Here is an 11,831-nt window from a genome sequence, read left to right on the forward strand (position 1 = left end):
GAACAACGCAGAGCTGGGGCGCACGGAGCTCGTCCCCGTGGACGGCTGGCAGGGCCGGGGTGGGGGAGAGTTTCCCCGCGCGGAGACGCGTGTGTACGGCCGCTTCCAGGAGGTGGCGCGGCTGGTGGGTTGGGACGAGAACGCCACGCCGCTGTCTGGCACGCAGGTGCCGTTGGAAACGGTGCCACGAGGCCTGACGTTCGGCCGCGCCGTGGTGGTGCGGCAGGAGGGCGGCACGGCGCCGTCGCTGCTCACGCGAGTGCAGGGCACCGGAGAGGGCTTCGTCGCGCTGGTGGATCCGCTGCCTCCCGGCAGCACGGTGGACAACCTCATCCTCCACGCGAACGTCGTCCTGGTGGGGCACGGAGAGCGCAAGCCCGAGGAGGTGCTGGGCAGCGGAGACGCCACCCAGACCGGGCAGGCGTTCGTGCTGAAAGAGCGAGGCCTCTCGTTCGTCGCGGATTCCACGCGCGCGTCGGGCGTGCGCGCGGACCTGGAGGTGAAGGTGGCGGGCCGCCGCTGGCAGGCGGTGGAGAGCCTGCGCGAGTCGGGCCCCACGGACCCGCACTACACGGTGCGCCTGGTTCGCGACGGGGAGCTGGCGGTCGTCTTCGGTGATGGGCGCAACGGCCGGCGGCTGCCGACGGGCGCGAACAACGTGCGGGTGGGCTTCCGCGCGGGCTCGGGGCTGCGAGGCAACCTGCCCGCGGGCAGCCTCGCGAAGCCGAGCCGGCCTCATGCGCTGGTGGAGGCGGTGGAGCAGCCGCTGCCCGCTTCGGGGGGCAACGACATGCAGGACGTGGAGGCGCTGCGCCGCACCGCGCCCGCCACGGTGCTGACGCTGGAGCGCGCGGTGTCGACGGAGGACTTCGCCAGCCTCGCCATGGGCCACAGCAGCGTCTGGCAGGCGCGCGCGCTGCTCAAGCGCAACCCCGGCTCCCGCATGGAGCTGGTGGAGGTGGTGGTGGTGCCCTCGGACGGTGGGGAGCTGGGGCCCCTGAAGCAGTCCCTGGCGGACTTCCTGCGCGCCCACGCGCTGCCGGGCGTGGAGGTGTCGCTCTCCCGCTACCTCAGCGAGCCGGTGACGCTCGACGTGGAGGTGGAGGTGGACACGCGGGCCTTCAACCCGGACGCGGTGGTGCAGGCGGTGCGGGCGGCGCTGCTGGACGCGCTGTCGCTGCGGCACCGGGGGCTGGGACAGGCGCTGTACCTCAGTGACGTCTACAAGGTGGTGGAGGCCGTGACGGGTGTGGAGAGTTCCATCTGTGTGATGGCCGGTGTGCCGGGGCTGCAGCGCAAGGACGCGCCGTCCGGCGCGCACGTCGTCTACCTGGCGCCGGAGGGGCAGGACCTGTCCGTGCGCTTCAAGGAGTACTCACTGTGAGCTCGGGAAGCGGGGGGACGGGGAGCGGGCTCGGCGCGCAGCTCTACGGGCTGCTGCCGGAGGTGTACCGCACGCGTGACAACGGAGACCTGCGCGACTACCTGGGGTCTTGCGGCGAGGTGCTGGACCTGGTCCGCGGGGTGATGGCCCAGCGGTTGGCGGATGCGTTCCCGGACCATCCGGACGCCCAGGGCTGGACGCTGCCGTATCTGGCGGAGCTCCTGGACGTGAAGCTGCTGTCGCCCGCGGAGCCGGAGCAGCGGCGTGAGCTGTCCCAGGCCGTGTCGCTGCGCCAGCGCAAGGGCACGCCCGGGTCGGTGGTCCAGGTCGCCCAGGACGTCGGCCAGTATGCGTGGGACACGGAGGACCCTCGGAACGAGCCCTCCGAGCCTGTCTACCTCCAGGAGGGCTGGAGGCGGGTGGCGGTGACGCCGCGCGTGGGACAGCCGTTGCTCCCGCCGGAGTCGCTCGGGGCCCTGCCACTTCCGGCGGGGGCGCCAGCGCGACGGCACCCGGCGCTGCCCGCGGCGACGGTGGACCTGCGGTACCTGTCCCGCAAGGTGGCGCTGCCGCCGCGTGGGGATGGTTCGTCGCTGCCGCCGTTGCAGGAGAACGTGCACGGCATCCCCGCGGCGCCCGGCCACTTCGACGACGTCTCCCGACGGACACCGGACCTGCGCCGGCCCTCCGCGCGGCAGGGACAGGTCCACCCCAAGCGCGTCGCGGTCTTCACGCTGCCCAGGGTGGGGTTCTTCCCTCCGGGCTGGGAGTTCGGAGACACGCGTCCGCTGCCAGTGCCCCCGGAGCCGTCGCGCGTGCTGCCCCGACGCCGTCAGGGGCCCCTGACGCCCGAGCCGGAGTCGGGCGACTACGTCCTCGAGAACCTCGTCCTCCCTGAGGGAGAGGACGTCATCGTCGGCAATCGGCCGCTGGTGATGCGCAACTGCGTCGTCCAGGGCAACGTGTACATCGACGCCTTCGATACCGCGCACGTCATCGAGGACTCCATCGTCACGGGGATGGTGACGAAGAACCTGGGGAACGAACTCGTCGTCCGCCGATCCGCCTTCGGCCGCCTCCAGCTGGAGGCGGGCACGCCGGACGTGGTCGGCGCGACGGTGGAGGACAGCCTCCTGGGTTCACTCGAGAGCACGGCGTTGATCACGTTGCTGAGCGTGACGGTGCTCGGCTCGATGGACGTGGCGCGGTGCTTCGCCAACGACTCGCTCTTCGCGGGCTCCGTCACTCCCCGCCCCGGGGTGGGCAACTGCTTCCGCTACTGCCGGCTGCCAGAGGCCACGCTGGGGGCGTACACCGTGGAGGGGCAGCCCGCGGAGGCGTACGCGTGTACGAGCGAGGTGCCCCGTTTCCGCGCCACCGTCTTCGGAGCACCCGGCGCTGGCGTGCTCGCGAGCGACAGCGGCGCGAGGCTGCTCGATGGCGCGGAGGATGGAGGGGAGCTGGGGGCCTACCGCCACCGTCGCTATGCGTTGCGCGACGAGGCGGTGCTCGCCCGGCTCCGTGAATCCCTGCCCGCGGGCATGAGCGCCATCCTGGTTCCCGACGAACGGCTCGGCCTGGCCCTGCCCGTCGTCACGCCTCCTTCCACCTGATTCCCGCTTCGACTCCAGCGGAGTTCCTCATCATGAAGACCCAGATTTCACGCGACTCCCACGACTCCTCCAAGGGCTACTCCGGCGTCTACCAGCAGCAGGGGCGGATGCTCACCGACGCGGACTGGAACGAGTTGGTGTCCATCATCAACGACCGCGTCACCAGCGCGCTGCGGGACGTGGTGGGCAGCGGCGGCCCCGCCACCGGCAAGCTGCTCATCTCCAACACGCTGCAGATGACGCCCGGCAGCGTCTACGCGGACGGGCTGATGGCCTCGCTGCCCGGCACGACGCCCTTCACCTACGCCACCCAGCCGGACTTCCCATTGGCGCCGGGGGCACCCGCGGTGGGCGAGAGCCTCTACGCGGACGTCTGGGAGCGGCCGGTGCTGTTCCTGGAGGACCCGAACCTCCAGGATCCGGGGCTGCACGGCGCGGACACGAGCACACGCACGCAGGTGATGCTGCAGATCAAGCGCTGCCCCGCGGGCCAGCAACCCACGGACCCGCTCGTCAACCCGGGGCGGGGCAACGCGCCGCTCACCCTGTCCCAGCGCGTGGCGGGCACGGGGCCCGCCGCCCAGTTCACGGGCAACTACCTCTTCCGGCTGGAGGTGCATGACGTGAAGGGCTCGCCCACGGCGCCCAGCGAGCTCACGTTGAAGTGGTCGAGCGAGAACGCGGCGGAGGCCTACGCGAACGGGCCTGGCGTGCCCCAGGACTACCAGGGCAACGACTGGCTCTACGAGTTCTACAACGCCGCGACGGAGCGCCACCTGGGCGTGCACCTCGGCACGCCGTCGGCGGGGTTCCCCTCGCGCGGCCGGTTGGAGGCGGGCTACCCGGTCTCCGTGCCCGACGCGGCCACGTACCCGTTCGTCCGCAGGTGGGACGGCTGGTGCACGCTGACGCGCAACACCACGACGGGAGTGTGGACCTTCGCCAGCGGCGGGAGGGATCGCGGCGCGCCGCTGTCCACGGCCAATGCGCAGGGCGTGCATGGCCATGTGCGCATCGAGAGCGGCGTGCTGCACCTGGAGCTCCAGGACCTGGCGCTCGCGCTCACCCTGACGGGAGGGGGCACCACCAGCCGTGCCTTCGTCGCCGGGGACTACTGGCTGGCGCCCGTGCGCGAACAGGATGCCGCGGGGGACCAGGTCCTGAGCGGCGCGCAGCCCGTGGGGCTCCTCCATCGCTACGTGAAGCTGGGCGTCATCGCGTCGGGCTCCTTCACGCCGGAGCGGACGCTGGGGTTCCCCTCGTTGACACGGCTGATGTCGCCGTCCGTGGGGGACTCGGGGGCGAACTACGTCGGCACGGAGGCGCACGCGGACGTGACGGGCACCACGGTGCAATCACAGCTCAGCTCGCTCATCCCCGTGTTGAACAAGGCGAACTCCGCGTCCAATGGTTCGGGCCTGATTGGCAGCGCGGCCATCACCGGTGCGCCGAAGAACCTGACGGCGGGCACGGTCCGGAGCCAGCTCACCCAGCTCGTCACCCACCTCAACACCCACGTGGCGTCGACCTCCACGGACCACGACGCGCGCTACTACCCGCGAACGGAAGCGAACGCGACCTTCGCATCCACGAGCCACCACCACGATGCGCGGTACCCCTCGATGCTCTACCAGTGGACGTTCACGCTGGAGCCCGACGAGTCGTGGGAGGCGGCGGTGCCCCTCTTCACCCAGCCGCCGCTCATCGCGATGGGACTGAAGCGTCAGATCCCTCAGGGAGACGAGGATGACATCTACTTCGCCTACAGCGGGCCAATCCACCCGCAAATCGAGGTGGAGCTCTATCCCGGGGGGAGCAGCTCCAATGAGCTGTACGTGAGGAACACCTCCGCCGAGACCGTCGAAGTGCAGCTCCGCATGTTCGACGTGCGGTAGGTCCCGGGTTCATCCCTGGGTACGCAGCAACGACTCCAGCTCCTGGCCTGAGAGCCCGGAGTGCGAGGCCAGGGCCTCCAGGAGGGCCGTGCGCGCCGGGCCCTCCTGCAGCCGGAGGAAGATGGGGGAGAGCTCTTCAATGGCCTTCTTCCGCTCGGAGGCGGAGGCGCCGCGCCCCTGGGGCAGGGCGATGGCGAGGAGGTAGTCGGTGAGAGGGCGCGCCTCGGAGAGCAGGCGGCGCATGGCCCCGGCTCCGGCGCGGAGGATGAACTCGTCCGGGTCCTCCTTGCCGGGGAGCTGCACCACGCGAGTCCTCGGGACGTAGAGCAGCAACAGGTCGCTGTTCTGCTGGATGCCTCGCCAGCCTCCGCGGTCTGGATCCAACATGACCACCAGCTCGCGGGCCCCCGCGGCGAGCAGCAAGTCGATCCGGGCCGTGCTCAGGGTGGTGGAGATGAGGCCGACGCTGTGGGGGAAGCCGGCCTGGTGCAGCAGCATGCAGTCGAAGCCTCCCTCGACGACGATGGCGGAGCCCTCGCCGCGGATGGCGTCGCGGGCGTGGGTCAGCCCGAAGAGCGTCGTGTTGCGGATGAAGATGGAGGAGTTCCGGGTCTCCAGGTACTTGACTCGTTGATGGGGAGGGAGGTCCCGTCCGATGAATGAGAGGGATTGTCCTTCCGGGGAGCAGAACGGGAGCATGACGCGCCGCTTGAAGTAGTCCGTGTGGCGGTCGCCCGCCCTCGGATGGCGCAACACGCCCGCACGCTCACCCGCGTCGAGGAGTTCCTCGCGTGCGAGTGTCTCCGCCAGCGCCGTCCCCGAGGCCGAGGCGTAGCCGAGACCAAAGGCCCGAGCACTCTCCAGCGTGACTCCGCGCGAGGCGATGTAATCCCTCGCGGCCTGTCCCTCCTCATCGTCCCAGAGACGCGATTGGAAATGGGTTGCGGCGAGGGTGACACACCGATGGAGTTCCTCTCGTTCCAGCCGAGCCGCCTGCTGGAAACCGTTCTCCTCGCCGCGCGTCTCGGTCTGGCTCATGGATGACAGGATAACGCGGGAATGGCGCTCACGCCCTCACCCGGTGGACGTACGCCCCGCTGGCAATGACAGCCGTGGAGCCTCGCCAGGTCCTCGCAGATACGAGGCATCCAGCTGATCCAGCCGGGGGCAGCCCAACAGCGTCAGCGTACGGTCAATCTCCTTGCGGAAGAGCTCCAGCGCGAGTTCCACGCCGGCCTGGCCATCGGCGGCCAACCCATACAGGTAGGGCCGGCCAATCATGCAGGCTCGCGCGCCCAGGGCGATTGCCTTCACCACATCCGAGCCACGACGAACGCCGCCATCCAGGATGACCTCCGCGCGCCCACCCACGGCGTCGACGATCTCGGGCAACACGTCGAGAGCGGCAGGCAGGCCATCCAGCTGCCGCCCACCGTGGTTGGAGACGACGAGGGCCTGGACTCCGCGCTCCACGGCGCGCCGGGCATCCTCGGCGCAACTGAGCCCCTTGAGCACCAGCGGACCGGGCCACAACTCCCGAAGCCACTCCAGATCCGCCCAGGTGACGGATGCATCGAACTGGCGCGAGGTATAGGCAGCCACGGAGACCGCATCCCGGCGCGTCAGCGCCTTGCTGTCCTCGAAGTTGCCAAAGGTGGCCCGTGGTGAGCGGGTCATCCGCAGCACCCAGCCCAGGTGCAGCAGGAGGTCAAAGGCATTGGCCACCGTGAGGCGCGGCGGCACCGTGAAGCCATTGCGCACGTCACGCTCGCGATTGCCCATGTCCGGGACATCCACCGTCACGCAAAGCGCCGTGTAGCCCGCGGCCTTCGCCCGTTCCACGAGCGAACGCGTGATTCCACGATCCTTCCAGATGTAGAGCTGAAACCACCCCGGTGCCGGAACCGCCGCGGCGACCTCTTCAATGGTGCACACCGACATGGTGCTCAGCGTGAAGAGGGCCCCCTTCTTCACGGCAGCCCGAGCCGCGAGGCGCTCCCCGCCCGGCGCGAGCAGACCCGCGAGGCCCACCGGCCCGAGGATCAACGGGAGCTCCAGCCGCTGCCCCAGCAGCGTCGTGGAGAGGTCCCGCGTGCTGACGTCCACCAGCGAGCGAGCCCGGAACGCATGGCGGCCAAAGGCTTCCCGGTTGGCGCGCACCGTGAACTCGTCGTCCGCGCCTCCCTCCACGAAATCGAAGAGGAAGCGTGGAATCCGGCGCCGCGCCCGCTGACGCAGATCCTCGATATTGGCTGTCTTGGGCATGTCCGTCTTCAGCCTCGTTAGGAGGGCTGGAGTTCAAGTCAACCATTCGTAATCCCCCAAAATCGCATTCCCCGCAAGGGCCTACCTTTCGTGGGTCGGGGTCGTTTATCGTCTCGCGGTGGCACGGGTGGTTTGCGTGCCCTGCTCCTGTCCGGGTCGCTCTCGCCATGCTCCTGCAAAACGCGCTTCACGCTTCGTTGACGGATCCGAGTCTGGAGGTCATGAACTTCCTGAACGAGATCGCGATCCGCTTTCCAGAGGCGATCTCGTTCGCTCCGGGGAGGCCGAACGAGCAGTTCTATGAAGCCGAAAAGCTCACCGTGTATCTCGACGCGTACTGCCGCTATCTGCGCGAGGAACGCGGGCTGACCGAGGCGCAGGTCAAGACGCAATTGTTTCAATACGGCCGGACCAATGGCCACATCCACGACCTGATCGCGCGGATGCTGGAGAAGGACGAGGGAATCCGGGCCGCGAAGGAGTCCATCGTCGTCACGGTCGGGTGCCAGGAGGGGATGTTCATCTCCTTGCGCGCGCTGTTTTCAGCGCCCACCGATGTGTTGCTGGTGGGAATGCCTTGTTACATCGGCATCACCGGCGCGGCCAAGCTCCTGGGAATCGAGATCGTCCCCGTGACGGAGCGCGAGGACGGGTTGGATCTGCAGGAGCTTGAAGACACGCTGAGCAGGCTCAAGGCGGAAGGCAAACAGCCCCGAGCGCTCTACCTCGTCGCGGACTTCGCCAATCCCTCTGGGAAGAGCCTCCCGGTGCCGGCACGCAAGCGTCTGCTGGAAATCGCCAGGGGCGCGGGGTTTCTCATCATCGAGGACAACCCCTACGGCTTCTTCTTCCGGGAGGGCCCCCGGAAGCCCACCCTCAAATCCATGGATGAGCACCAGCAGGTCATCTACCTGGGCTCGTTCTCGAAGTCCGCCTTCCCTGGCGTGCGGGTGGGCTACGCGGTGGCGGACCAGCGCGTCCTGGGCGCCACGGGGAAGCAGCACCTGTTGGCGGACGAGTTCTCGAAGATCAAGAGCATGCTGACCGTGAATACGCCCGCGCTCAGCCAGGCCATCATCGGCGGGATGCTGGTGATGAATGAGGGGGGACTCCTTGACGCGAACCGCGAGGCGATTCGCTTCTACAAGGAGAACATGGACGCCACCCTCGGTGCGCTGGAGCGTCACTTCCCGAGGAGCGAGGCCTGGGCGCGCGGCGTGACGTGGAACGTTCCCGAGGGCGGCTTCTTCCTGGTGATGAAGCTTCCCATCGAGGCCGATGAAGCCCTGCTCGAGCGGTCCGCGAAGCACCACCAGGTCATCTGGACGCCCATGCGGTATTTCTACCTGGGCTCGGGAGGAGAGACCGAGCTGCGGCTCTCCTGCAGCTATCTCACTCCCGCCGAGATTGAAGAGGGAATCTCCCGCCTGGCCAGGTTGATCCGTTCGGCGCTGGAGCAGCAGCCCGCCCGGGCGCTCTCCGTGGGGTGAGGTTGTAGCGGGCTCAGGCGGCCGCGAACTGCCGCTCCACCAGGCGGCGGTACAGGCCTTCCTGCTCCATGAGGGAGGCATGGCTGCCGCTCTGGACCACCTGCCCGCCTTCCAGCACCAGCACGCGGTCCGCGCCGAGCACCGTGGACAGGCGGTGGGCGATGATGAGCGTGGTGCGCCCGCGCATCAGCCGCTCCAGGGCGTCCTTCACCAGGTGCTCGCTCTCCGCGTCGAGTGCGCTGGTGGCCTCGTCCAGGACGAGCAGGCGCGGGTCCTTGAGGATGGCGCGGGCAATGGCCACGCGCTGCTTCTGGCCGCCGGAGAGCTGCACGCCGCGCTCGCCCACGGAGGTGCGGTAGCCGTCCGGGAAGCGGCAGACGAAGTCGTGCGCGTTGGCGGCGCGGGCGGCGGCCTCCACCTCGGCCTCCGTGGCGTCCAGCCGCCCGTAGCGGATGTTGTCGAAGATGGAGCCGGAGAAGAGCATGGGCTCCTGCGCCACCACGCCAATCTGCTGACGCAGCCACTCCGGGTCCACCGTGCGCAGGTCCCGCCCGTCCAGGAGGAGACTCCCTCCCTGCGGGTCATACATGCGCGCCAGCAGCCCGGCGATGGTGGACTTGCCCGCGCCCGAGGGGCCGACGATGGCCACCACCTCGCCGGGCTGGATGGCCAGGTTGAGGTCCTTCAGCACGGGCGCGTCCAGCCGCGTCGGGTAGGCGAAGCGCACGGACTGGAACTCGACGTGGCCCTGGAGGGGGTCGATGCGCTCACCGCCGGAGATGGGCATGCCGGGCTTGCGATCCAGCAAGTCGAAGACGCGCTCGGCGGAGCCGGAGGCCCGCATGAAGTCCGCCCACAGGTCCGTCAGCCCGCTCACCGACATGGAGACCAGCGTGGTGTAGACGAGGAAGGAGGTGAGGCTTCCAATGGACAGGTCGCCCCTCAGCATCAGCCGGCTGCCGTACCACAGCACGAGGGACCCGGCGATGAAGCCACCGAAGGTGCTGCCGCCGATGAAGATGGCGGACAGCTGGGTGCGCCGGCGGGCCAGCGCGAGCGCCTTCGCCAGGGCGACGCTGTAGCGTCCCCCCTCGTGACGCTCGGCCGCGAAGGAGCGCACGGTGCGGATGCCGACGAAGATCTCCTCGGCCACCGCGTTGGACGCGGCGTGCTCGTCGTTCACGCGCCGGGAGGTCAACCGCATGCGCCGGCCATACACCATGGCCACCACCACCACCGGAGGCACCACGGTGAGCATCAGGAGCGTGAGCGTGGGCGAGGTGTAGAAGAGCAGCGCGACGCCGCCCAGCACCTGCGCCCCGCTGCGCAGCGCCATGGCGATGTTGCCGCTCACCGACTGCTGGAGCACCGCCGTGTCGGCGCCCAGCCGGGTGACCAGCTCGCCCGTCTTGCTGTTGTCGAAGAAGGCCACCTCCTGGGAAACGAGGTGGGAGAAGAGCCGCTCGCGCAGCGCCTGCACGACGTTTTCGCCCGCGCTGGTGAAGAAGTAGTAGCGCAGCGCGTTCGCCACGGCCGTGACCGCGAAGATGACCGTCATCCAGAGCGTGGCCCGGTCGATGAGTGCCTGGTCCCGGGCGCCGAGCGCCTCGTCGATGATGAGGCGGATGGCCTGCGGGAAGAGCAGGGACAGCCCGCTGCCGATGAACAGGAAGAAGACGCCCGCGGAGAGCCTGCGCGCCTCGGGACGGGCAAGGCTCAGGATGCGGCGCGGAGTGACGGAGGACGCGGCAGGGGGCATGGGTCGGTCGGACGAGGAGGCGCGGTGGGCGTTTCCGGCCGGGTGCCGGAGTCACCGGAAACGGTGGGGGCGGGGGACGCGGGCTGCGTCAGGCCGCCTGGGCCTGCCTGTGGCCGCGGGTTTCGAGCGCGAGCCGCTCGAGGGTGTCGATGGCCACGCTGTCCTTGCGCATGGCCTTCAGCTCCTCGGAGAGCTTCTGGACGCGGGCGTGGAGCACCTGGTCCTTCAGCAGGGCCTGGACGCGCTCGCGGATGGCCTCCGGCGTGGCCTCGCGCAGCGACAACTGGTAGGCGAGTCCCTGCTTCTCCAGCAGCTCCGCGTTGAGCGGCTGGTCAGCGAACAGGGGGATGATGAGCATGGGCACGCCGTGCCGCAGGGCCCGGCCCACCGCGCCCCAGCCCCCGTGCGTCACCAGCGCCGCGACGTGGGGGAAGACCTGCTCGTGGGGCAGGAAGGCTTCGGTGCGGATGTGGGGGCCCAGGTTGTCGGGCACGTCGCGGGCGCCGGCCGTGGTGGCCAGGACCGGCATCCCCGTGGGGTCCAGGGCCTTCAGCACCCGGCGCATCAGCCCTCCGTCCTGGCCCACGCTGGTGGTGCTGACCAGCACGGTGCCGGGCGCGATGGGGCCGAACGTCGCGGAGTTCTCCGCGGTCGCCCCGTCGAAGGCGATGGTGCCCGCGTAGAGCTGCTCGCCCCGCCGGGGGACTCCCGCCAGGATGTTCTCCGGCACCATGGCGAGGTGGAGCTCGCTGGAGCCCATGGTCTGGAACAGCTCGGCGTGCTTCGCGGCGCGCGGCGGCAGGCCGAGCTTCGCCCGCGTGCGCCGCAGGGGCAGGAACGCCTCCACCAGGGCGTGTGTCAGCCGGGGCATGCGCCGCGCGAGCCGGCCCGGGGGCGCGGTGCGCAGCAGCACCGGCAGCCCGTCCGCGTCGATGACGCTCCCCAGGTTGCCGGTGCTGATGGCGGGAATGCCCAGGCGCTCCGCCGCGTACCCCGCGCCGAAGGCGAAGTAGTCGTACACCACGCAGTCCACCTGCTCACGGCGCAGCAGGGGCTCCAGCTGGTGGCAGTAGTCCTCCGCGCTGCCCAGCACCGCGCGGCGGTAGCACGCGAACCAGTAGGCCCTGCGCAGCAGCAGCGAGACGCGCATCCAACCGGGAAGCGTCTCGCGGGCGGCCTCCATCCGGTCCATGATGCCCCGGTAGTCGCCGACCGGCACCAGCTCCGCCCCTGAGGCCTCCACCTCGGCGGGGACGGCCTCCTCGGTGAACACGAGCACCCGGTGCCCGCGAGCGACCAGGCTCTGGGCCAGGTCGAGCACGCGCGTCAGGTGGCCCTTCATCTGGCCCTTGCCGCCCGGTGTGACCATGAGGAAGGTGGCCCGGTCACCCTGCCGCGCGGGAGTCGTGGGGGTCTGCATGGGGG

General features: G+C 69.8%; 8 protein-coding genes. 4 read left to right on the plus strand and 4 right to left on the minus strand.

Annotation, left to right across the window (positions count from 1 at the left end; genetic code table 11):
• The 3 genes from D7V77_RS43980 to D7V77_RS35735 form a co-directional block, all read left to right on the plus strand.
• Window positions 1–1,384, plus strand: a 1,384-nt coding sequence (locus D7V77_RS43980; RefSeq protein ID WP_199733946.1) for a hypothetical protein, incomplete at its 5' end; no start/stop codon positions are given.
• Window positions 1,381–2,997 carry a phage tail protein gene (locus tag D7V77_RS35730; protein WP_120580742.1) on the plus strand — a complete coding sequence of 539 codons (1,617 nt, stop codon included), beginning with the start codon at window positions 1,381–1,383 and terminating at the stop codon, window positions 2,995–2,997. The genes D7V77_RS43980 and D7V77_RS35730, both read left to right, overlap by 4 nt.
• Window positions 2,998–3,029: 32 nt before the next feature.
• Complete coding sequence (locus D7V77_RS35735) at window positions 3,030–4,892, plus strand: DUF6519 domain-containing protein (RefSeq protein ID WP_120580743.1); 1,863 nt, start codon at window positions 3,030–3,032, stop codon at window positions 4,890–4,892.
• A gap of 9 nt (window positions 4,893–4,901) precedes the next feature.
• Here the strand turns inward: D7V77_RS35735 and D7V77_RS35740 are convergent, their stop codons facing one another.
• Both D7V77_RS35740 and D7V77_RS35745 read right to left on the minus strand, forming a co-directional pair.
• Complete coding sequence (locus D7V77_RS35740; protein ID WP_120580744.1) at window positions 4,902–5,930, minus strand: toprim domain-containing protein; 1,029 nt, start codon at window positions 5,928–5,930, stop codon at window positions 4,902–4,904.
• 36 nt (window positions 5,931–5,966) lie between these two features.
• Complete coding sequence (locus D7V77_RS35745; protein ID WP_120580745.1) at window positions 5,967–7,157, minus strand: alpha-hydroxy acid oxidase; 1,191 nt, start codon at window positions 7,155–7,157, stop codon at window positions 5,967–5,969.
• Window positions 7,158–7,378: 221 nt separating this feature from the next.
• Here D7V77_RS35745 and D7V77_RS35750 point away from each other — a divergent pair, with 221 nt between their 5' ends.
• The gene (locus D7V77_RS35750; RefSeq protein ID WP_199733947.1) at window positions 7,379–8,647 is read left to right on the plus strand and encodes a PLP-dependent aminotransferase family protein; all 1,269 of its coding nucleotides are present in this window, start codon (window positions 7,379–7,381) and stop codon (window positions 8,645–8,647) included.
• 13 nt (window positions 8,648–8,660) lie between these two features.
• Here D7V77_RS35750 and D7V77_RS35755 read toward each other — a convergent pair whose 3' ends face one another.
• Together D7V77_RS35755 and D7V77_RS35760 are read right to left on the minus strand one after the other, a co-directional pair.
• Entirely contained in the window at window positions 8,661–10,406 is a 1,746-nt protein-coding gene (locus D7V77_RS35755) for an ABC transporter ATP-binding protein (RefSeq protein WP_120580747.1), read from the minus strand.
• An 88-nt stretch (window positions 10,407–10,494) separates the two neighbouring features.
• Window positions 10,495–11,831, minus strand: a 1,337-nt coding sequence (locus tag D7V77_RS35760; protein ID WP_147452268.1) for a glycosyltransferase, incomplete at its 5' end; no start/stop codon positions are given.

This window comes from Corallococcus sp. CA041A, assembly GCF_003612075.1.
GTDB lineage: Bacteria > Myxococcota > Myxococcia > Myxococcales > Myxococcaceae > Corallococcus > Corallococcus exiguus.

Bases quoted from the DNA above. Each gene is read 5' to 3' on its own strand.
- D7V77_RS35735 (WP_120580743.1), top strand. From the start codon at position 3,030: ATGAAGACCCAGATTTCACGCGACTCCCACGACTCCTCCAAGGGCTAC.
- D7V77_RS35740 (WP_120580744.1), bottom strand. From the start codon at position 5,930: ATGAGCCAGACCGAGACGCGCGGCGAGGAGAACGGTTTCCAGCAGGCG.
- D7V77_RS35745 (WP_120580745.1), bottom strand. From the start codon at position 7,157: ATGCCCAAGACAGCCAATATCGAGGATCTGCGTCAGCGGGCGCGGCGC.
- D7V77_RS35750 (WP_199733947.1), top strand. From the start codon at position 7,379: ATGAACTTCCTGAACGAGATCGCGATCCGCTTTCCAGAGGCGATCTCG.
- D7V77_RS35755 (WP_120580747.1), bottom strand. From the start codon at position 10,406: ATGCCCCCTGCCGCGTCCTCCGTCACTCCGCGCCGCATCCTGAGCCTT.